Raw genomic sequence first — 21,261 nt, 5'->3', positions numbered from 1 at the left:
CCTGCCACACCGTGCCGGCCTCGGCGAATCCGGCCTCGCGCAGGAAAGCCAGGTAATCTTGCACGGACGGGCGGTCGGTCACCTCGTGCGCGAACCCGCCGGCCCGCCGCGCGACCAGACCGGCCAGCTCGGGCGCGGCTTCGACGGCCTGCCACCACGCGGCCCAATCCTCGTCGCGCGCCACTCCGGCCCGGGCCGCGCGCCGCTTCGTCAGCGCGCGGGTCAAGGTGTCGAGCCGCGGTCCGGCGTCGCCCTCGTAGAGGTGGTCGCCGTTGACGAAAACCCCGCCGGGAGCGAGGACTTCACCGCACACGGCCAGCAGGTCGCGCAACGGCGCGCGGTTCATCCAGTGCAGTGCGGTCGTGCTGACGAACGCGTCGGGTGCGCGGTCGAGTTCGAGCGCCTCGTACCAGCCGCGCTCGCGCAGATCCGTGGTGACGGTGCGGAACCGGTCGCTGCCGTACGCGAGATCCGCGAGTCCGAGCAGCAGCGGGTCGGCGTCCGCTCCGACCACCCGCGCGCCGGGGAACCGGGCCAGCAGCCGGGTCGCGAGCGAACCGGGACCCACGCCGAGGTCCACGATCAGCGGGTCTTCGCGCGGGACCAGCTCGGCCAGCACGTCGCCGAGCACCGCGAACCGCTCCTCGCGGTCGGGCAGGTAGAACTCCTGCTGCCGGTCCCAGCGGTCCAGCCAGTAGCGGGCGCGGTCTTCGGTGAGGACGGTCATCGGGTCACCTTGTCGAATCGGACCCAGTTCAGCGAATTGGGCACTCCGGCGGGAATTCCGCGGTACTTCGCGGAGGCGGCGCTGTTCCAGGTCGAGTTGCCCCAGAACACGAATCCGCCGCGGTCGTGGAGGATCTCGTGCATCCGGCGGTAGAGCGCGGCGCGGTCCGGCTGTTTCGCGGTGGAAAGCGCCTGGCGGTACAGCGCGTCGAATTCCGGATCGTGCCAGTTGGTGCGGTTCTGCGGCGCGTTGCCGAGCAATCGCGACGCGAAGTGGTTCGGGATCGGCAACGGCCCGGACTGGCCCATGGTGAGCTCCCCGGTCTTCAGAGCTTCGGAGTAATAGGTGTCGCCGGAGCCGACCCGGACCTTGACCGTCACTCCGCTGCGTTTGGCTTGTTCGGCGAAGAGATTCGCCGCCTCCACGAATCCGGCCGCGGCCGGCGCGGTGAACAGCTCGAAGGCCAGGTTCTGCGCGCCGGCTTCGCGCAGCAGCGCTTTCGCCTCGTCCGGATCGTAAGTGTGCGGGGGAAGGTCGGCGTAGTACTCGAAGCCTTTCCCGAACACGTCGTTCGCGACCTCGCCCTCGCCCTGCAACGCGACCTTCACCAGTTCCTCGCGATCGACCATCCGCATCATCGCCCGCCGGACGTCCGGGTTGTCGAAGGGCGGCCGGTCGGTTTTCATCGCGAAGTAGTAGATGCCGCTGTGCGCCGCGGAACGCACGTCGATCCCGTCCGCCGCGCGCAGCGTTTTCGCCGCGGCCGGGGTCAGGTCGTCGGCGAAATCGGCCTGACCGCTGCGCACCGCGGCCGGGCGGGCGTCGTTCTCCGCGCTGAGGACGCGCAACCGGCGGATCTTCGGCGCACCGTCCCAGTAATCGTCGTACGCGGTCGCCGCCATCTCGCGACCGGGCCGGAACGACTCGAAGCGGAACGGACCGGTGCCGATCGGATGCTTGAAGTCCTTCGTGCCGTTGCGGACGATTCTGGTGCCGTAGGCGGAAAGCGCGGTCAAGAACTCGAACGACGGTTGCTTGAGCGCGATCTCCACCGTCTGATCGTCCACCTCGCGCGACTGCGAAAGGTCGACCAGGTCCAGCGTCGCGGCGGCGATGAACGGCTGCGGGCCAGGCGGGCCGAGCACCCGCGACAGCGTGTACAGCACGTCGGCGGAGGTGAACTTCGCGCCGTCGTGCCAGCGCGCGTCGCGCAGCGAGAGCCGCCAGCGGGTGCCGTCGGCGTTCGGCTCGGCGGCGCGGGCGAGCCGCGGCACCGGCCGCATCGTGTCGTCGACCTCGAACAGCCCGTCGTACAGGGCTTTCAGCCGCGCCTCGTCGATGAACAGGTGACTGGTGCCCGGATCGAGCCGTTCGTCGGTGCCGGACCCTTTGAGCACAGCGGAAAACGTGTCGATCCCGGTGCCGCCGCCTGCTTGCCGGCCGCCGCACCCGGCCGCCAGCACGCCCGTGGCGCCCAGCAGGAACCCGCGCCTGCTCAGCCCTGCGGATCCGGTCATGAGACTCCCTCGCGCCGGGCCGGCGCCGGAAGGAGGAGAACAGGACGAAGCGCCGCCCGCGTGCCGCGGCGGCTCCCCGGCCTGGCCAAATCCGCGTGGCGCCGGCCGATCAGTGGATCCCGCGGAGGTATCTGGCTTCGGCTCGGCGAGCCTCACAGTTGCGGGGCAGCTCCGGAATCGCACCGGTCTTCCCTCCACGTGCGCCACACCCTAGGCGGTGCGGTCACCTTCCGCGCGGTTCGTGCGAAATCTCACCTCGCGGGTCCCGGCCGAGCAGCATTTCCCGGGGGACCGGACGAAAGGGGCACCGGAGGGTGAGCGACGGACCGTCGCCGCCGGAACTGGCCGGATACGTGCGGGTGGCGCGCGTTCACCGCGAGCACGAGCGCTACCGCTCGGTGCTTCGAACTCGGGAGTCGGCGGCGATTCCAACGCCTTGGAGCTGCTGGGCGCCCGATGGCCGGACAGTCCGGCGCCCGACCGGCTCGATCCCGCGCACGGTGCGCTCGGCTGCGTCGATCTGCGGTGGTCGCGACCCTTCATGGAAGGGGGAAGGCGGATCCGAGCCAGCCGAGATCACCGCCCTGCGCAGCCGGTTCGAGCGGTACCAGCGGCTGTCCGGATGGCTGGGCGAGCACAGGGCCGCGGCTGCGCTCCCTGCTGGTCGCCGATCTCGTCGAAGCCGCCCGCCCGCGGTTCCGGGCGCTGACGCGCACCACCGAAGCGGCGAACGCGTACAGCCTGGTCGCCCGGCTGCTCGACTCCGCCGTCCATACGCTCAAGGCGCAGGACCTCACTCCCGAAGGCGTCCGCCGCGATCCCGCTGCCGCGGCGAAGATGGTGCTGACCGCGTCCTGGTTCCTCGATTCCGCGGCTTCCGCCCTCGCCGAAGCCGGTGCGCGGCTCGGCTTGCCCGATCCGGACTGGACCAGCTTCATCGCGCTCGCCGAGAGCTGAGCCTTTCTGGTTCATTCGAAGACATGGCCGAGACTTTCGGAGTTCCGCGACCGGGCAAAGTCGACTATTACGCTCGCGTGGCCGAAGCCGGGCGCGACTACAAACGGCACGTGCTGGCCGGGCTGGATCTGCGGCCCGGCCTGACCGTGCCGGATGTCGGCTGCGGTCCCGGCACCGACCTGCCCGCGATGGCCGAAGCGGTGGGTGCCGCGGGTTGGGTCGCCGGAGTCGACACCGAGCCGGGGATGGTCGAGGAGGCAGGGCGGCGGGTCTCTTCCGTGCCGCAGGTTTCGGTCCGGCTGGCCGATGCGCAAGCGCTGCCGCTGGAGGACGCCGGCGCGGACCGGGCGCGGACGGACCGGATGGTGCAGCACGTCGCCGATCCCGCCGCGGTTTTCGCCGAACCGCGCCGGGTCCTGCGACCGGGCGGGCCGGCGTGCGTGGCCGAACCGGACTGGGACAGTCTGGTGGTCGATCCCGGGGAGCGCTCGACGAACCGCGCGTTCAACCGGTTCGTGTGCTCGACGATGGTCCGGAACGCGACTGCCGGCCGTTCCCTGGCGCGGTTCGCGGCGGGCGCGGGGTTCGAGGTGCTCGACGTTTCGGTCGAGGCGCCGGTGTTCCGCGATTTCGGGACCGCGGACAAGATCGGAACACCGAGCGCGCGGTGCGAGCGGGCCAGCTGGAGCGGGCCGCCGGGGACGAGTGGCTGGCGACGCTCGCCGCGGGGCCGTTTCTGGCCGCGAGCATGGTGTTCGTCGGGGTTTTCGTCAAGCCCGCCGCTTGACCATCTCCGCGATCCACACCGGCGCGTACGGCGAGGTGCAGTTCGGCGGCGTCGGATAGTCCTTGAGCACGCCCAGCCGCTCGCCGATGCCGATCGCACGGGCGCGCAGGCCGGGGTTTTCGATGCCGATCTGGGCGAGGCAGTGGTTCATCGCCCACTGCAACCGCTCCGGGGCGGCTTTCATCTCGGCTTCGATGACGTCGAGAAGCCGGTCGAGGTCGAGCCCGCCGGGCTTCTTGGCGACGCGGTCCGCGGCGAGCGCCCAGCCCGCGCTCGCCACCACCGGGTCGGGGTCTTCGAGCCAGGCCGCGCGGAGGTCCTCGGCGTGGCGGCTTTTCCTGACGATGTTCGCGAGGAGCCAGTCGTGGACCTTGGGGGTGCCCGCCTCGCGCAGCATCCGGTCGAGGTCGTCCCGGTCGAACTGCTTCGGCCGGGCGAGGAGGAGCGCGAGAAGGCGGGCGTTGCTGTCGCCGGTCCGCCAGAGTTCGCCGGCCAGGACGGGTTGGGCTTTGAGTTCTTTCGCGAGGGCGCGGAGCTTGGCGAGGTTGACGCTGTGGTCGTCGCCGTGGTTCTCGTTGACCGCCCGGATTTTGGGGTCGTGAAGCTCGGCGAGCCGGTCGAGGACCCCGGAGAGGGTTGCTTCGGCCACAGGAACCTCCCTGCTCAGGTGCGGACAGCGCCGAGCATACGGGTTCGAGGTGGCTCAGCCAGCTTTTCGGTCGTGCGGGGAACCCTGCGGGAATCTGATTCCCGCAGGGTTCCCCGCACCGACGGTCAGCGGGGTCAAGTACGCCAGTCGGGATGCCGAGCATCGGCGAGGAACTCCTCCGGAGCGGGAATCGGCACCCGCACCCAGTTGTCCACCCGGGTGAACGTCGCGCCGCCCATGCGGCCCACCGGCTGGTACACGTCCTGGTCCAGCCGTCCGTCCGGACGCAGCAACCGGTCGTCCACCGCTACCCCGGCCACCTCGCCGAAGACCAGGTGCGAGCCCCGGAACTCCTCGATCTTCACCAGCGTGCATTCCAGGCTCGGGCCGGCCCCGGCGGGATGGGGCACGGCGATCCGCACCCCGGGCGTCCACGACAATCCGACGTGCTCGGCTTCGTCCACCGACGAGTCCACTGTGGACGCAGTGCGCGCGACCAGTTCCTCCTGGCCGCTCAGCGCTATCGTGATCGCGAACTCGCCGCGGGCCTCGATATTGGCCAAAGTGTCCTTCGGCGCTTCCGAAATCGAGAACAGCACCGTCGGCGGGTCCATGGTCAGCGGCGCGAAGTAGCTGAACGGCGCGAGGTTCCGCACCCCCGCGCCGTCCACCGTGCTCACCCACGCGATCGGCCGCGGGACGACGGCGTTCTTCACCATCCACACGAAAGCGCCGCGGTCAGCGTCGGTATTGCTGCTGTACACGAAACCTCACTCTGTCACTACCCGCCCTCCGAGCATGGTCAGTTCCGACCGTACGCTCAGCAACTCCGGGCCCGCGGCGGTGACCGGATCGTGGGCGAAGACCGCCAGGTCGGCGAGCGAGCCGACACTGAGCGTTCCCTTGGCAGACTCCGCGTGTTCGAGCCAAGCCGGGCCGGTCGTCCACAAGCGCAGTGCCTCCTCCCTGGTGAGCGGGCTGGCCACGGCGGAGAAGGCGTTCGGGCCGGGCGAACCGGTGAAGGTCGCGACGCCGCGGCGCCAGTCCGGCACGGTCACCGGGGCGTCCGAGCTGTCGGCGACCACCACGCCGTGGTCCAGCAGGGCCCGCGCGGGGAAGGCGCCGGCCCATCTCTCCTCGCCCAGCACGCGGACCATCGACGGGCCGCTGTAGGTGCGCATCAGCGAGCTGGTGATGACTCCGATGCCGGACCGAGCCAGGCGGGAAAGCACGGCGGAGGACAGGAAAGTGCCGTGGATCAGCGCGTGCCGGGCCGCCGGCCAGGGGTCGACCTCCTGGGCCGCCTCGATCGCGTCGACGACCGCGTCCGCGGCCCGGTCCCCGGTCACGTGGACTTGCACGCGCACCCGCCGGACGTGCGCGGCCAGGATCAGTTCGTGCAGCTCGCGCACGCGCGCGTCGTCGTCGGGGCCGAAGGTCACCAGGCTGCCGTGCCCGCCGGACGGGTACGGCGAGTGCATCCACGCGGTGCAGTGCGTCGGCACTCCGTCGGCGAACAGTTTGATGCCGCCGATCCGCAGCAGGTCGTCGCCGACCGAGAAGTCCGTCTCGTCCAGCAGCCGCGCCAGCGAGGCGGCGGACGTCGTCGGCGACGGCCAGTTCCAGTGCAGCAGCGCGGTGATCCGCATCCGCAGCCGGCCCGCGGCGTGCAGGTCCCGGTAGTCCCGCCACAGGTCCGGCGGGACGATCGGGTCGGTCACGCTGGTCATCCCGAGGGCGTTCAGCCGTTCCATGCCGCGCACGATCGAATCCAGCCGGACCGACCGGCTCGGCTTCGGCACCAGCGAAGCGACCAGTTCCTGCGCGCTCTCCACCAGGACCCCGGTCGGTTCGCCCGCGGCGTCCCGCACGATCTCCCCGGCTTCCGGATCCGGCGTCGCCGCGGTGATTCCGGCCCGGTCCAGCGCCGCGCTGTTCGCCCATACCTCGTGCGACGACGCGTGATGCAGCACGGCAGGCCGCGTGCCGGTCACACCGTCCAGCCAGGCGCGGGTGGGCGCCCCTCGGCCGTCGGCGAATTCGGCGATCGTCGTTTCCCGCCAGCCGCGGCCGACGATCCACTCCCCCGGCGGCGCCTCGGCCAGCGCACGGGCTACCGCGGAAAGATCCGCGGCGGCCGAAAGGTCCACACAGAACTCCGGACCGGCGGCGGCGTGGAAGGCCAGGTGCACATGCGCGTCGTTCAGTCCGGGAAGGACAGTCCGGCCCGCCAGCTCGACGATCCGCGCATCCGGTGCGGCCGCGGCGGAAACCGTCTCGTCGTCGCCGACCGCGGCGATCCGGCCGTCCGACACCAGCACCGCGGAGGCAGTTCCGGCTACCGGATCGAACGTCCGGACCACGCCGCCGCGCAGCAGCACATCCTCAGTCATACCGCCGCCAATTCCGGAACGTCGCCGCTCGGCACCACGGCCTGATGTTCTGGATGCCAGGCCACGATCACCTCGTCTCCCGGCCGATGCTCGTGCGCGACTCCGGCGGTCAGCACCGCACAACCGCGCGCGCCGTCGGAATACCGCAACCAAATCCGCGTGTGGTCGCCGACGTACACGATGTCGGTCACCCGCGCGCTCGCCCGCTGGTGTCCGCTCGGGACCGGATCCGCGGAACTGTGCAGGGTCAGGCGTTCCGGCCGCACGATCGTCACCTCCCCCGGCGTCAGCGACAGCGCATTGGACTCCCCGACGAACTGCGCGACGAACAACGTTTCCGGCCGCTCGTACAACTCCTCCGGCGTGCCGACCTGTTCGATCCGGCCGTCGTTGAACACTGCGATCCGGTCCGACAACGTAAGCGCCTCCTGCTGATCGTGCGTCACGAAGAGGAACGTCATGCCCAATTCCCGGTGCATCCGCGCGATCTCGCGCTGCAACTGGTCGCGCAGCTTCTTGTCCAGCGCGCCCAACGGCTCGTCCATGAGCAACGCACGCGGTTCGTACACCACCGCCCGCGCCAAAGCGACGCGCTGCTGCTGGCCGCCGGAAAGCTGGCGCGGCAACCGATCCCGCACCGCCGACAGCCCGACCAGCTCCAGCACCTCGGCCACCCGCCGCGCGATCTCGGGCTTCGGCACCTTGCGCTGGGTCAGTCCGAAAGCGACATTGCGCGCCACCGACATGTGCGGAAACAGCGCGTACTGCTGGAAAACCACGCCGAGATTCCGCCGGTGCGGTTTGAGCCGCGAGATCTCCTGACCGTCCACCGTGATCGACCCGGACGTGAGCGGGGTGAACCCGGCGATCATCGACAGCATGGTCGTCTTGCCCGAACCGGACGGGCCGAGGAAGGTCATGAACTCGCCGTCGGCGATGTGCAGCGAAACGTCGTCCACGGCGGGCCGGTCGACGCCGGGGTAGGCCTTCGTCACGTGTGCGGTCGCGATTCCGTCAGTCATGAGTGCTCTTTTCGGCGCAGAACGGCGGGGACGAACAGCAGGATGGTGGTGAACACGACGATCAGGCTCGACGCGGCGGCGATCGTCGGGTCGATTTCCAGCACGATCGATTCGTACATTTTCACCGGCAGCGTCTTGATCGCGGGCGTCTGCAGGAACAACGCCACCACGACCTCGTCGAACGACGTGGCGAAGGCGAACACGAAGCCGGACAGCACGCCGGGCGCGATGATCGGAAGCACGACCTTGCGCAGTGTCGCGAACCGAGGCGCGCCGAGGCTGGCCGCCGCTTTCTCCATGGTCGGGTCGTACCCGGCGAGGCTGGTCCGCACCGAGGTGAGCACGAACGGCAGTCCGAGCACCGCGTGCGCCAGCACGAAGCCGAGCATCGTGCCGTTCAGCTGCCAGCGCAGGAAAACGCCGTAGATCGCGACCGCCACCACGATGCCGGGCAGGATCATCGGAGCCATCAGCAGCTGCCGGACGACGCCCTTGCCCCGGCCCATCCGGTCGAGCGCCAGCGCGGCCGCCACGCCGAGCACGGTCGCCAGCAGCGCGGCGAGCACCCCGACCTGCACCGAATTCGCCAGCGCGGCCAGCCATTGCTTGCTGGTGAAGAACTCCGCGTACCAGTGCCACGACCAGTCCTTCGGCGGGAACTCGAAGGTCGAGCCCGCGCCGAAGCTCATCGGGATCACCACGAGCGTCGGCGCGACGAGCACGAAGGCGACGAGGACGACCCACACGCGCAGGCCCCAGCCGAGGCTCCGCTGCCGGACCGCGGCGGCCCTGCTGATGGACGGATTGTCAGCCACGGCCGGCACCTCCAGCCGCGCTGGTGCCCAGCGGCGCGGCCACGCGGCTGAGCACGGCGAGCACCACGAGCGTGACGACCAGCAGGATCGTCCCGAGCGCGCCGGCGCCCGCGAAGTCCAGCAGGTCGTTGACCTGAGTGCCGATCACCTGCGCGACCAGCGCCTGCTGCGGCGTGCCGAGCAGCGCCGGGGTGATGTAGAAGCCCAGCGACATGATGAACACCACCGACACCCCGGCCAGCACGCCCGGCATCGACAGCGGCACGTACACCCGCAGGAACGCGACCGGACGCCGCGCGCCGAGGCTGCCCGCCGCGTGCAGCAGGCTGCGGTCGATGCTCAGCATCGAACTTTGCAGCGGCAGCACCATGAACGGCAGCATCACCTGCACCATCGCGACCGTCACCCCGGCCACCGATCCCAGCAGCACGACCCCGTCGATGCCGATCGCCGACAGCACCCGGTCGATGACGCCGCCGCGCTGTTCGAGCACGTACCAGGCGAAGTTTCGCGCCATCAGGCTGGTCCAGAACGGCATCAGCACCAGCAGCGTCAGCACCGACCTCGCGCGACGGCCGACGAGCGTCATCGCGTAGGCGTAGGGATAGGCGATGACGAGCGTGGCCACGGTGATGATCAGCGCGGTCCGCAAGGTCCGCAGCAGCACGCGGATCTGCACCTCGTCGCCGAGCACCGCCAGGTAATTGCCGGCCCCGAACGACGGTTCGGTGAAGCTCCGCCACAGGATCACGGCGAGCGGGTAGAAGAAGAACACCAGCACCACTGCCGCGGCGGGCAGCAGCAGCCACGAAGTCCGCCGTTTTTCGGACCCGGCGCGGCGCACAGCAGGCACGCGGGTCGCCACGGCGGTCATCCGGTCGTCCAATCCGACCACGCCTTCACCAGCTCGGGCCGGTTCGCCGCCCAATAGCGCACATTGCTGAGCACGCGCAGGTCCTCCTTGCCCTCGCCCCAGATGTCGAGCTGGCGGCCGATCTCCGAACGGGCGGCGGGGGCGGCCGTGTTGGCCGGTCCCACGCCCGCCCGCGCGGCGAAGTCCGCCGCTTGCGCCGGTTGCGAGGCGAAGCGGATGAGCTTCTTCGCCTCCTCGGCGCGCGCCGTCCCCTTCGGCACCACGAGTACGTCCCAGGTCACCGGCACCGGGATGTCCGGCACCACCTTCCAGTTCGTCGCCCCCGCCTTGAGCAGCGAGAACGCCCGCGCGCTGACGATCAGCGCCATGTCCGCCTGGCCGCCCGCCATCCGCTGCTGCTGGTCGCCGTAGGTGCTGCTGATGGCCAGCTGCGGCCGGATCCGGTCGTACATCCGCAGCGCGCGGCGCATGTCCAGCGGGTACAGCTTGTCGCGCGGCACGCCGTCGGCCAGCAGCGCCGCCTCGATGGTGCCGACGCTCGGGTCGCCGCCGTAGATGATGCGGCGGCCGGGGAACTGCTTCGGGTCGAAGAAGTCCGCGAGTTTCGCCGGCGGATGCTTGCCGTAGACCTTCGAGTCGTACATCAGCATCATGCCGAAGAAGGCGTCCGGCACCCCGCAATCGGTGAGCGAGCCCTCCGGGAACCCGGCGGCCTGCGCGCCCATGTCGACGGGTTCGAGCAGGCTCCCGCACACCGCGGCGGCGGCGGACGCGTCGGTGTCGACGACGTCCCAGGTCACCTTCCCCGCCTCGACCATCGCCTTGAGCTTGGCGTTGCTCGACGGGCCGTCGATGGTGACCGTGGTCCCGGTCTGCTGCTCGTACGGGTCGAGCCACGCGGCGCGCTGGCCCGCCTGGTACGCGCCCTGGCCGTAGGAGGCGAACACGAGCGAGTTCGGGCCGCCCTCGGAAATCGCGCAGCCGGCGGTGGTGAGCAGAAGCGCGGCGGACAACAGCGTCGGTATCCGGCGTCTCATGGCTCCTCCGTTCAGCTCGCCGCGGCGGCGACGTGCTTGCCCAGCACGTCGGCCAACGTGTCGATCTGGTCCTCGGTGATCACCAGCGGCGGGGACAGCACGATGCTGGTCCCGGACGCGCGGACCACCACGCCGTCCGCGCGGCAGCCCGCCTGCACCGGCGCGGTGGGCCGGTCGGCGAACTCGATGCCGAGCATCAGGCCGACGCCGCGGACCTCGCGCACGTGCGGCAGCTCGGCGAGCGGGTCGAGCCGCGCGCGCAGCCGGGCGCCGAGGACGGTGGCGCGTTCGAGCAGGTTCTCCTTTTCGATGAGATCCAGGTTCGCCAGCGCGACCGCCGACCCGACCGGGTGGCCGTTGTAGGTGAAACCGTGCAGGAACGTCGCGCCTTCGGCGAGTTCCAGCACCCTCGATCCAATGAGGACCGCACCCATCGGAATGTACCCGCTGGTGAGCCCCTTCGCGGTGACGATCATGTCCGGTTCGACGCCGAAGCGCTCGCTGCCGAACCAGTGCCCGGTGCGGCCGAACGCGGTGACGATCTCGTCCACGATCAGCAGGATTCCGTGTCGCCGCAGGACTTCCTGCACCCGCGGCCAGTAGCCCTCCGGCGGCGGAACCATCCCGCCGACGCCGAGCACCGGTTCCCCGATGAACGCGGCGATCCGGTGCGCGCCGATCTCCTCGATGCGCTTCTCCAGCTCCGCCACCAGAATGCCGGTCGCGTCCGGACCGTGCTCGATGCCGTGCGGTTTGCCGAGCCATTCGACATCCGGCAGCAACGGGCCGTACCCGGCGCGCAGGCCCTCGATCCCGGTCGCGGCCAGCGAGGCGCCGCCCATGCCGTGGTAGCCGCCGTGCCGCGCCAGCACCACCGTGCGCTCCGGCGAACCGGCGTGATGGAAGGCGAGGCGAGCGAGCTTGATCGCGGTTTCGTTGCCCTCCGAACCGCCGTTGGTGAGGAAAACGCGTTCCAGGCCGGCCGGGGCGAGCGACAGGAGGCGTTCGGCGAGCCGGATCGACGGTTCATTGGAGTAGTCGCCGAAGGACGAGTAGAACTCCAGCTTGCGGATCTGCTCGGCGGCGACGTCGGCGAGTTCGGCGCGGCCGTGGCCGACCGGGCACTGCCAGAGGCCGCAGGTGCCGTCGAGGTACTGGTTGCCGTCGGTGTCCCACAGCAGCGCGCCCTCGCCGCGGTCGAGGAGGAGCGGTTCGGCCGGATCGCCGATGACGGTGTGCGGGTGGATGAGGGTGCGCCGGTCGGCGGCGGCGAGGTCAGCGGTGGTCAACGCGGATTCCTTTCGGGGAGCGGTTCAGAACCGCAGAGCGACGGCTTTGGTCTCGGTGTAGGCCTCGATGCCTTCGGCCCCGCCTTCGCGTTCCTGGCCGGAGTTCTTCTGGCCGCCGAAGGGAAGTTCCGGACGCACCGGGGCCGGGTCGTTGACGCCGAGCACGCCGAAATCGAGCCGGTCGAGCGTGCGCCAGATGCGGCGCAGGTCGGCGCCGAACACGTAGGCGGCGAGGCCGTAATCGGTGGAGTTGGCCAGTTCGACGGCCTCGTCGTCGGTGCCGAAGGCCGACACCGCGAGCACCGGGCCGAACGTTTCCTCGCGGCTGATGAGCATGTCCGGGGTGACGCCGTCCAGCACGGTGGGTTCGAAGAAATGGCCCGGCAGCGCGGAATCCGTCCACCGGTTGCCGCCGACGAGCACGCGCGCGCCCTTGCCGACCGCGTCCGCGACCTGGTTCTCCACCTTCGCCAGCCCGGCCTCGTCGATCAGCGGCCCGACGTGGGTGCCTTCGGCGTCGCCCCGGCCGACCTTCAGCGCGGCGGTTTTCTTTTCGATCAAGGAAAGCAGGTCGTCGCGGACACTTTCGTGGACGTACAACCGGTTCACCGCGGTGCAGCTCTGCCCGGCGTTGAAGAACTTCCCGGTGACGACGCCCGCCGCGGCGGCTTCGAGATCGGCGTCCTCGAACACGATCGCCGGCGAGTGCCCGCCCATTTCGAGCGACGTGCGGCGGAGGATGTCGCCGGTCTGGCGCAGCAGGCCCAGTCCGACCTCGGTGGAACCGGTGAAGCTGACCTTGCGCAGCCGCCGGTCGGCCAGCAGTGCTCCGACGAGGTCGGCGGGCCGGGTGGTGGTCAGCGACTGCAGCACGCCGCCGGGCACACCGGTGTCCTGCACGATTTCCAGCAGCGCGGTCGCGATCAGCGGGGTCTGCTCGGCCGGTTTCGCGATGACCGGGCAGCCTGCCGCGAGCGCGAGCCCGATCTTGCGGATCAGCATGCTGGCCGGGAAATTCCACGGCGTGATCGCGAGTACCGGGCCGACCGGCGCGCGCAGCACGAGCCCGGGGCCGGCCGCGTTCGCCGGGGTGACCCGGCCGTACGCGCGGCGGCCCTCCTCGGCGGCCCACTCCAGCATCCGGGCGGCCCCGGCCAGTTCGCCGTTCGCCTCGGCGAGCGGTTTCCCGTTCTCGCGGCTGAGCAACGCGGCCAGTTCGCCTTGCCGCGCACGGATTCCGGCGGCGGCGGCGCGCAGGTGGCCGCTGCGGGTCTCCGGGTCGGTGTCCGCCCATTCGCGGGCCGCGCGCGCGGCCGCGGCCAGTGCGTCGCGCGCCTGTTCGGGCCCCGCGTCGGCGGCCTGGCCGAGGACGGCGAGGCTCGCGGGGTCGACGACGTCGAACGTCGCCGGGGCGGACTGCCAGCGGCCGTCGATCAGCAGGGTCGCGGCGGCGGTGTCGGGCATCGGGTACGCCTTTCGGGTCGGCGGTTCGGGATGCGCCGAGTCTGACCCCATGGTGTTGATTAAGTCAACACCTGAGCGGCGGCGAAATTCCGGAAAGGACAGTGGGAAGTTCTTGCGGTGCAACGGTATCCGGCAACACTTCGACCCCGGCGGCGTCGGGCGCAGCCGGGGCGGGAGTACGGGTTCGGTTAACGCGCGGCCGCGAGCAGGCCGCGCAGGGCTTCGAGCGCCGGGCCCGGATCGACGTCCGGATCCGCCGCCTGGTGCAGGAACATTCCGTCGAGGGCGTAGAACACGAGCTGGGCCAGCCCGCCGTCGGCCGCCAGTTCCTTGCCGACCGCGGCGAGATAGCCGTCGTAGAGCCTTCGCACGACCGGCCGCAATTCGGGCCGCCGCGCCGCTTCCACGACCAGCTGGTACTGGAACACTTGCAGGTCCGCGCTGTCCCGGAACCGCTGACGCACCTCGGGACCGTCCGCGTAGACGCCGGTGCGGGCGCCGATCAGGCCGTTTTCCGCGCTCTCCTCCAGCACCAGGTCCAAAGAGGACTGGAGGAGGTCGTCGATCGAGGAGAAATGGTGCTGGACCGCGCCGGTGGTGCAGCCCGCCGCGCGCGCGACCGCGCGGTAGGTGAGGCCGCGCAGCCCGTCGGAAGCGACCACGCCGACCGCCGCCCGGCGCAGGGCGAGCTTCGTCCCGGTCGGGTCGTCCGCGGTTGTGGACCGGCTCATCCGCACCTCCTCGGCTTCGTCCGGCTGGGGTCGCGTCCACGCTACATTACATTTGTAATGTGAACCAGGGCGACGGGCGCCCCGAAGACAACTCGCGAGCCGCGGCGGCTTCCGGTCAGGCTTTCCCGGCCGCCGATGCGGCGGCGGCCAAGGCGGCGAGCATTCGCTCCCGGGTCGGCACGTCGAGGCGGCAGGCGTCCCCCGCGACCGGCTCAGGCGTGCCCATCACGTCGACCCCGTCGACCAGAATCGTCGGCGAGCGGTAGCGGCCGACGCGTTCGACGACCGCCGCGCCGAGGCCGCTCTCGGCGAGGCACCCGGCCGCCAGCGACCGGGCCGCCTCGGCGTTCGGGCAGCCCGGGGCGCTCAGCAGTTCCACCCGCGTCCCGCGGATCTCCGGCCCGGCCGCGCACATGACCCCAGCGTAGGCCGAAATCGGCCCTTGACAATCCGCTTCCGGAAAAAGCTATGGTGGCCAAGGACGTCGAAAGCCACGGCCCGGTGGGCAGTCCGGGCGGCGCGCCGCGCTCGTACCCGCACCTTTCCGGTGCGTCCAGCACGTCCCCTCGTTCCGTATCCAGAAGGGGAATTCGCTGTGCCCGGAAACCTTCGCGTCCTGATCATCGGCGCCGGCGTCGGCGGACTCGCGCTCGCTCAGGGATTGCACCGCGCCGGGGTTGAGGTCACAGTCTGCGAACGTGACCTGTCCCCGCTCGGCCGGTTGCGGGGATATCGCCTGCGGCTCGACCCGAACGGCCTCGACGCGCTCGACCGGCTGCTTCCCGCGCCGCTCAGCCGAGCGGTCTGGGACGCCAGTTCGACGCCTTCGCGCACCAGCTATCTCAACGGGACGCCGCCGGAGGAACCTGTCGAGCGCGATGTCTCGATCAACCGCCGCACGCTGCGCGAGATCCTCCTGCACGGGCTGGACGGCGTCGTCGAGTTCGGCCGCGAGTGCACCGGCTACCGCCTGGACGACGCCGTCACCGCGACCTTCGCCGACGGATCGACCGCGTCCGCTGACGTCCTGGTCGCCGCCGACGGGGCGAATTCCGTGATACGACGCCAATACCTGCCGCACGCACGCGTAATGGACACCGGCGTGCGCATCATGTACGGCCGCTTCCCGCTCACCCGCGACACCGCCGGACTGATCCCCGACGAGTGGTTCGGGATCTACCGCGGGCTGTTCGGCCCGGACCACCAGCACATCGGCATCGCGCCGGTCCACCCCCGGCGTCCGGCGCCGCTGCCAGGCCTCACCGACACCGGCGACTACGTGATGTGCCTGCTCGCCGCCCGCACCGAACTGCTGCCGTACTCCGACGTCGAACTCCGCGCCGCGACCGGCCTTGAGTTGCGGGACATGACGGTTTCCTTGGCTCGTAAGTGGAATCCGAAGGCCGGCGAGCTGCTGGCCCTCGCCGATCCCGAGACGCTGTTCCCCGTCTTCCTGCGCACCAGCGTGCCGATCGAACCGTGGCCGACCACGCCGGTGACCCTGCTCGGCGACGCGATCCACGCGATGAGCCCAGCGGTCGGCGTCGGCGCGAACACCGCCCTGCGCGACGCCGAGCTGCTCGCCGCGAAGCTCACCGAGACCGATCTCCTCCCGGCGCTGCGCGACTACGAGACCGCGATGATCAGCTACGGCTTCGACGCGGTCCGGACGTCCGCGAAATTCGGCGCGCTGCGGATGGGCCAGCCCCCGCTCACGCAGGCTTGAGCAACGGCACGTCCCGGGAAACCGCACGGAACCCGACGCTGTAATAGAGCCCCCGCGCCGACGGATGTCCGGGCGCGCCGAGGCATGCAACCGTCGCGTGGGCAGCTCCGGCCGCCCGCGCGCGGTCCATGCCGTGCAACAGCATCGCGCGGCCCAGCCCGAGCCGCCGGTAATCCGGATGGGTGCCGACCGGCTCGAACTCGACGGTCTTGTTCGCCTCGTCCCACCACATGATCGTCGACGCCGCCATCGTCGCGTCCGGCGCTTCGACCAGGATATGCAGGTCACTGCGATACGCCGGGGTCGCGCGGACGCCCTCGTAACCTTCCAGCGTGTACGCGGTCACGCCCCAGGCGGCCACATGAGCCTGGACAGCCGCCTCCGGTCCGGCCTCGGCGGCGGTGCGGAAGCGGAATCCGTCCGGCAGCACCGGCGTTTCGAGCACCTCGAGATCTCGTTCGTTCAGCTGCGTCCAGGACCCGGTCTCGCCGAGGCCCTCCGGATCGGGGCGGTAGCCGTGCGCTGCCCAGCGTTCCAGGCCGAACTTGTCGGCCGCTCCGGGAAGCACGGTGCGTTCGAGTCCGTCCGCGGTGGCGTCGAACCAGTCGATCACCTCGTCGGCCAGTCCGGCGTGGCCGGGATGGACCTGATACGCCAGGTAAGCACCGGTGACGTCGTTGACCGAGCCGTCGTTGAGCCGCACGCTCCGGGGCAGTTGCGCCCAGCCCCACGCGACGAGGTCGTCGCCGGCGAACCACAGCCGGCGGACCCAGCTCGCGCCCTGTGCGGCATGCCCTTTGCCCCAGTTCCAGGCCAGCTCGCCGTAGGAGGCGTCGCTGTTGACGAGCTCCGGGCGCACGGCGGCGATCCGCTGCGCGAGCTCCTGCATGAGCAGCACGTCCGCGGCGGTCAGCAGATCGGTCATGGCCGGACTCTGTCAGGCGAACGGCCCGCCGTCGACCGGTTTTCCGCCGCAGTCGCGGATCACCGCGTCGGCGAGCAGGTCCGTCGGGTCCAGCACGCCGCTCGCCTTCCCCGCCACCAACGGGAGTTCCGTGCACGCCAGCACCGACAACGGCGCGTCGACGTCCGCCAGCGCCCGCTCGAAATGCGCCGCTCCCGCGGTCAAGTCGCCGCGTTTCACCGCCGCCACCGCCGCGTCGGTTTCCCGCTGCCCCGTCTCGGACGGCACTGCCCACTCGACCTCGGGCACTCGCCATTGGTACAGCCGGGCGGCGATCGTCCCGCGAGTGCCGAGCAGTCCGACCGGACCCGTCCTTCCGGCGAGGAATTCCGCCGTTTCCGCGATCATGTCCGCGAACCTCACCCCGCTGTCCGCGACCAGCCGGGGCAGGAAGAAATGCGCGGTGTGGCAGGGAATGGCGATCACGGACGCGCCGAGATCGCGCAGTTTTTCCGCACCGGCGAGCAACGCCGGATACGGATCGGTGCTCCCGTCGAGAACCGCCGCGACCCGGTCCGGCACCCTCGGATCCGCCCAGATCGCCACCCGGAGGTGGTCTTGGTCGCGCTCCGCGACCGTGCGCGCGATCAGCTTCGCGTAGAACTCCGCGGTCGCCGCGGGACCCATCCCGCCGAGAATGCCCGCGATCACGTGAACGCGGACCGGTAGCCGAACAGCCCGGCGACGCCGCCGGTGTGCACGAAGACGACGCGGTCGGTCGCGGCGAACCGGCCTTNAGCAGGATGCCTTCGGTCTCGGCGAGCAGCCGCACCGCGTCCACCATGGACTGGGTCGGCACACCGTAGCCCTCGCCGACCCAGCGGTCGTCCACCAGCACGTCGTCGCGGGAAACCTCGGCCCCGATCAGCTCCGCCGTCCGGCGGGCCAGCCCGTGCACCGCGTCGATCTGCCGTGCTTCCGGCTGCCGCACGCTGACGCCGAGCACCAGGGCGGGACTGTGCGCCGCGCGCAATCCGGCGACGAGCCCGGCCTGCGTGCCGGTGCTGCCGGTCGCGTGCACGACCCAGTCGACCGGAACCGGCGCGGCGTCCAGTTCCAGCGCGCACTGGACATACCCGAGAGCGCCGATCGGATTCGACCCGCCGCCCGGGATCACGTACGGCCGTCGTCCCTCCGCGCGCAGCTTCGCGGCCACGTCTTCCATCGCCGCTGCCATCTCGGTCCCGGCCGGCACCCGGTCCACGATCTCCGCGCCGAGCAGTTCGTCGAGGAACACGTTGCCGGAGTTCTCGTACTCCTCGTCGCGCACCTGCCGTTGTTCCAGCAGCAGTTTGCAGGCCAGCCCGGCGCGTGCGGCGGCCGCGGCGGTCTGCCGGGCGTGGTTGGACTGCGTCGCGCCTTGGGTGATCAGCGTGTCGGCACCCTGCGCGAGCGCGTCGCCGACGAGGAATTCCAGCTTGCGCGTCTTGTTGCCGCCGGTCGCCAAACCAGTGCAATCGTCGCGTTTGATCCAGAGGTCCGGTACGTCCCGGCGCCGTTCGCGCAGCCGCGCGGTGAGCCGGTCCAGCGGTTCGAGCGGGGTCGGGAAGTGTCCGAGCGGGAAGCGGGCGAAGCGCGTCGTCTGTACCACGGACGCCATCGTGGCTCCCGTGCCCGGCCGCTGTCCACCGCGTCCGTCACGGATGCAGTTCGGCCCGGATCACCTGCGCCGCCCGCGCCAGCCGCGCCCCGATCGCGGCGACGTCCGCCGGACCGGTCAAATACACCACCGCGAGCGCGGCCGGATGCCGCCCGGGCACCGCGAGCGGCACCGCGATCGACGACAGTCCGGGAATCACCTCGTCATGGCTGGTTTCGTAGGGCGCTTTCTCCCCGCGCAGCTGCTGCAGGATCGCGCGGCCCGGCGCGCCGTCGGTGATCGGATGCCGGCTGCCCGGCCGCTGTGCCACCGCCGCCGTCGCCTGCCGCGGCTCGACGCTGGCCAGCGTGACCACGGAATCCTCGCCGTCGAGCGTCGCGAGGAATGCGGTCATGCCGAGTTCGTTCGCGAGCACGGTCAGCTCCGGCAACGCGGTCGACTGAAGATCGCGGGAAACGTTGCGCGCCAACGCCGCCAGCCGTGCCCCCAGCTCCAGTTCGCCGTTCGCGCCGCGCACGACCAGGCCGTGGTCCTCAAGCGTGCGCACGATGCGGTAGGTGATCGACCGGTGCAGCCCGAGCCGCGAAGCCAGCTCGCCGATCGACAGCGGCGCGTCGGCCTCGGCGAGCACTTCCAGCGCGGTGAGCCCGCGCGACAACGTCTGCGACCCGGCCGCTTGCTTGGCTTCCGTCACGACTCGGTCCTTCCCCGCGGGGTCTTGTGCGCCGGAGCGGCCCACCTTAGCATCGATGTACTCAATAATTGAACAATGAGTTCTATTATCGAACACGGTCCCCGTTGGCGTGCTTCACAGTGAGGTGAGCAAACCCATGCAGTTCCACCACCACGGCTACGTTTCCGGCGAACCGCGCGTCCTGCCCGCCGCCGGAACCGGAATCGACCGGCCCGCGGAACTGCCGGACGAGGTCGACGTGCTGATCGTGGGCACCGGTCCCGCGGGCATGATCACCGCCGCGCAGCTGTCCCGGTTCCCGCACGTCACCACGCGGATCGTCGAACGCCGCGGCGGACGGCTCGAAGTCGGGCAGGCGGACGGGATCCAGGCCCGCAGCGTCGAAACGTTCCAGGCCTTCGGTTTCGCGAACCGGATCGTCGAGGAGGCGTACCGGATCACCACGATGTCGTTCTGGAAGCCCGATCCCGCCGACCCGAAGCGCATCGCCCGCTCCTCGCGCGTGCCCGACGATCCCACCGGGATCAGCGAATTCCCGCACCTCATCGTGAACCAGGCCCGCGTGCAGGACTATTTCGCCGAGTACATGGCCCACTCGCCGAGCCGGATGACGCCCGATTTCGGCCTGGAATTCCAGTCGCTGACCATGACCGAGGGCGACGAATACCCGGTGACCGTCACGCTGCGGCACACCACCGGCCCGCGCACCGGCGAGGATCGCGTGGTCCGAGCCAGATACGTGGTCGGCTGCGACGGCGCCCGCAGCGCGGTCCGCGAGTCGATCGGCCGGCAGCTCGTCGGCGACCAGGCGTTGCACGCGTGGGGCGTGATGGACGTCCTCGCCGTCACTGATTTCCCGGACATCCGCACGAAATGCGCCATCCAGTCCCACGACGGCGGCAACATCCTGCTGATCCCCCGCGAGGGCGGCGCGCTGTTTCGGATGTACGTCGATCTGGGCGAGGTGTCCGAAGACGACCATGGCACCGTGCGGAAGACGACGATCGGCCAGATCATCGCGCGCGCCAACGCGATCATGCGTCCCTACACCGTGGAGGTCAAGAACGTGGCCTGGCACAGCGTGTACGAGGTCGGCCATCGCCTCACCGACAAATTCGACGACGTTCCCGCCGGCGACACCCGGCCGCCGCGCGTCTTCATCACCGGCGACGCCTGCCACACGCACAGCGCGAAAGCCGGGCAGGGCATGAACGTCTCGATGCAGGACGGGTTCAACATCGGCTGGAAACTGGGCCACGTGCTCGACGGCCGCGGTCCCGCTTCGCTGCTGGCCACCTACTCCGCGGAACGCCAGCTGATCGCGAAAAACCTCATCGACTTCGACAAGGAATGGTCGACCCTCATGGCGACCCGGCCGGAGGACCTGGCCGATCCGGCGGAGCTGGAAGAGTTCTACGTGAAGACCTTCGAGTTCCCGTCCGGTTTCATGACGTGCTACCAGCCTTCGGTGCTCATCGCCTCGCCGCAGCACCAGGAGCTGGCGACCGGTTTCCCGATCGGCAAACGCTTCAAGTCGGCTCCCGTCCGGCGAGTCTGCGACGCGAACCTGGTCCACTTGGGACACCATGCCCAGGCCGACGGCCGGTGGCGCATCTACGTTTTCGGGCCCGCCGCCCCGGTCGCCGATTTCGCAGGCTGGCTGGGCAGTGCCGAGGACTCCCCGGTGGTCGCGCACACGCCGAAGAACCTGGACGTCGACGCCTGGTTCGATGTGAAGGTGGTCTACCCGCGGCCGTACGAGGACATCGATCTCGGCGAGGTCCCGGAGGTTTTCCTGCCTCGCACCGGTCCCTTCTCGCTGATCGACTACGAGAAGGTTTACGCGGCAGATCCCGCGGACGACATCTTCGCCGCCCGCGGGATCTCGCCGGAGGGCGCGGTCGTACTGGTCCGGCCGGACCAGTACGTCGCGCACGTCCTTCCCCTCACCGCCACCGCCGAACTGGCCGCGTTCTTCGCCCCGATCTTCAGCGCCGGATAGCCGTGCAGGACGG

General features: G+C 70.5%; 19 protein-coding genes, 2 pseudogenes and 1 riboswitch. Of the genes and pseudogenes, 4 read left to right on the top strand and 17 right to left on the bottom strand.

The annotated features are described in order from the left end of the window. The coding region (locus A4R44_RS04620) for a trans-aconitate 2-methyltransferase (protein WP_067576647.1) at positions 1–727 on the bottom strand (727 nt) is incomplete at its 3' end. Further along, positions 724–2,244: an ABC transporter substrate-binding protein gene (locus tag A4R44_RS04615; RefSeq protein ID WP_067576470.1), complete on the bottom strand. Its 1,521-nt coding sequence runs from the start codon at positions 2,242–2,244 to the stop codon at positions 724–726. The genes A4R44_RS04615 and A4R44_RS04620, both read right to left, overlap by 4 nt. A 104-nt stretch (positions 2,245–2,348) precedes the next feature. Further along, positions 2,349–2,468: riboswitch (cobalamin riboswitch) on the bottom strand. 301 nt (positions 2,469–2,769) lie between these two features. Here A4R44_RS04615 and A4R44_RS04610 point away from each other — a divergent pair. Next, positions 2,770–3,201, top strand: a complete 432-nt coding sequence (locus A4R44_RS04610) for a hypothetical protein (protein ID WP_067576469.1) — start codon at positions 2,770–2,772, stop codon at positions 3,199–3,201. Between the two features lie 23 nt (positions 3,202–3,224). Then, positions 3,225–3,740 (top strand): annotated as a pseudogene (locus A4R44_RS49995) (methyltransferase domain-containing protein); the annotation flags it as partial. Positions 3,741–3,971: 231 nt separating this feature from the next. On the opposite strand, the gene A4R44_RS04600 reads toward A4R44_RS49995, so the two are convergent. The 11 genes from A4R44_RS04600 to A4R44_RS04550 all read right to left on the bottom strand — a co-directional run bounded on the left by A4R44_RS04600 (position 3,972) and on the right by A4R44_RS04550 (position 14,677). Continuing rightward, positions 3,972–4,637: a DNA alkylation repair protein gene (locus tag A4R44_RS04600; RefSeq protein ID WP_067576468.1), complete on the bottom strand. Its 666-nt coding sequence runs from the start codon at positions 4,635–4,637 to the stop codon at positions 3,972–3,974. Positions 4,638–4,771: 134 nt separating this feature from the next. Continuing rightward, positions 4,772–5,401, bottom strand: a complete 630-nt coding sequence (locus tag A4R44_RS04595; RefSeq protein WP_067576467.1) for a flavin reductase family protein — start codon at positions 5,399–5,401, stop codon at positions 4,772–4,774. A gap of 6 nt (positions 5,402–5,407) precedes the next feature. Then, on the bottom strand, positions 5,408–7,030 hold the full coding sequence (locus A4R44_RS04590) for an amidohydrolase (protein ID WP_067576466.1): 1,623 nt from the start codon (positions 7,028–7,030) through the stop codon (positions 5,408–5,410). Next, on the bottom strand, positions 7,027–8,052 hold the full coding sequence (locus tag A4R44_RS04585) for an ABC transporter ATP-binding protein (RefSeq protein WP_067576465.1): 1,026 nt from the start codon (positions 8,050–8,052) through the stop codon (positions 7,027–7,029). The genes A4R44_RS04590 and A4R44_RS04585 overlap by 4 nt, the downstream gene beginning before the upstream one ends. Next, on the bottom strand, positions 8,049–8,867 hold the full coding sequence (locus A4R44_RS04580) for an ABC transporter permease (protein WP_093577259.1): 819 nt from the start codon (positions 8,865–8,867) through the stop codon (positions 8,049–8,051). The genes A4R44_RS04585 and A4R44_RS04580 overlap by 4 nt, the downstream gene beginning before the upstream one ends. Next, positions 8,860–9,762: an ABC transporter permease gene (locus A4R44_RS04575; RefSeq protein ID WP_232791494.1), complete on the bottom strand. Its 903-nt coding sequence runs from the start codon at positions 9,760–9,762 to the stop codon at positions 8,860–8,862. The genes A4R44_RS04580 and A4R44_RS04575 overlap by 8 nt, the downstream gene beginning before the upstream one ends. After that, the gene (locus tag A4R44_RS04570; protein ID WP_067576464.1) at positions 9,738–10,778 is read right to left on the bottom strand and encodes an extracellular solute-binding protein; all 1,041 of its coding nucleotides are present in this window, start codon (positions 10,776–10,778) and stop codon (positions 9,738–9,740) included. Before A4R44_RS04570 ends, A4R44_RS04575 begins: the two co-directional genes overlap by 25 nt. An 11-nt stretch (positions 10,779–10,789) precedes the next feature. Next, positions 10,790–12,067, bottom strand: coding sequence for an aspartate aminotransferase family protein (locus A4R44_RS04565; protein ID WP_067576463.1), 1,278 nt, complete (start codon positions 12,065–12,067; stop codon positions 10,790–10,792). Positions 12,068–12,091: 24 nt separating this feature from the next. Next, positions 12,092–13,531 carry an aldehyde dehydrogenase family protein gene (locus A4R44_RS04560; protein ID WP_067576462.1) on the bottom strand — a complete coding sequence of 480 codons (1,440 nt, stop codon included), beginning with the start codon at positions 13,529–13,531 and terminating at the stop codon, positions 12,092–12,094. A 188-nt stretch (positions 13,532–13,719) separates the two neighbouring features. Further along, positions 13,720–14,262, bottom strand: a complete 543-nt coding sequence (locus A4R44_RS04555) for a TetR/AcrR family transcriptional regulator (protein ID WP_067576461.1) — start codon at positions 14,260–14,262, stop codon at positions 13,720–13,722. A 115-nt stretch (positions 14,263–14,377) separates the two neighbouring features. Next, on the bottom strand, positions 14,378–14,677 hold the full coding sequence (locus A4R44_RS04550; protein WP_067576460.1) for an alkylmercury lyase: 300 nt from the start codon (positions 14,675–14,677) through the stop codon (positions 14,378–14,380). A 180-nt stretch (positions 14,678–14,857) separates the two neighbouring features. Between A4R44_RS04550 and A4R44_RS04545 the strand changes: the two genes are divergently transcribed. Beyond that, a complete protein-coding gene (locus A4R44_RS04545; RefSeq protein WP_067576459.1) occupies positions 14,858–15,988 on the top strand; it encodes an NAD(P)/FAD-dependent oxidoreductase in 1,131 nt (376 codons plus the stop codon). Here the strand turns inward: A4R44_RS04545 and A4R44_RS04540 are convergent. From A4R44_RS04540 to A4R44_RS04530, 4 genes and pseudogenes are all read right to left on the bottom strand, one after another. Next, positions 15,975–16,913: a GNAT family N-acetyltransferase gene (locus tag A4R44_RS04540; RefSeq protein ID WP_067576458.1), complete on the bottom strand. Its 939-nt coding sequence runs from the start codon at positions 16,911–16,913 to the stop codon at positions 15,975–15,977. The two genes, A4R44_RS04545 and A4R44_RS04540, sit on opposite strands and share 14 nt — an antisense overlap. A gap of 12 nt (positions 16,914–16,925) precedes the next feature. Then, positions 16,926–17,603 (bottom strand): aspartate/glutamate racemase family protein, encoded by a 678-nt coding sequence (locus A4R44_RS04535; RefSeq protein WP_095213180.1) that lies wholly within the window; start codon positions 17,601–17,603, stop codon positions 16,926–16,928. Positions 17,604–17,745: 142 nt separating this feature from the next. Next, positions 17,746–18,552 (bottom strand): annotated as a pseudogene (locus tag A4R44_RS45285) (D-cysteine desulfhydrase family protein); the annotation flags it as partial. Positions 18,553–18,589: 37 nt separating this feature from the next. Further along, entirely contained in the window at positions 18,590–19,246 is a 657-nt protein-coding gene (locus A4R44_RS04530; protein ID WP_067576457.1) for an IclR family transcriptional regulator, read from the bottom strand. Between the two features lie 136 nt (positions 19,247–19,382). Here A4R44_RS04530 and A4R44_RS04525 point away from each other — a divergent pair, with 136 nt between their 5' ends. Beyond that, entirely contained in the window at positions 19,383–21,248 is a 1,866-nt protein-coding gene (locus A4R44_RS04525) for an FAD-binding monooxygenase (RefSeq protein WP_067576456.1), read from the top strand. The last annotated feature ends 13 nt before the right edge of the window (positions 21,249–21,261 follow it).

Origin of the sequence: Amycolatopsis sp. M39 (assembly GCF_001651785.1) — a bacterium.
Classification (GTDB): Bacteria; Actinomycetota; Actinomycetes; order Mycobacteriales; family Pseudonocardiaceae; genus Amycolatopsis; species Amycolatopsis rubida.
Note: the sequence above shows the minus strand (reverse complement) of the source record. Positions and strands in the feature narration are given on the sequence as shown.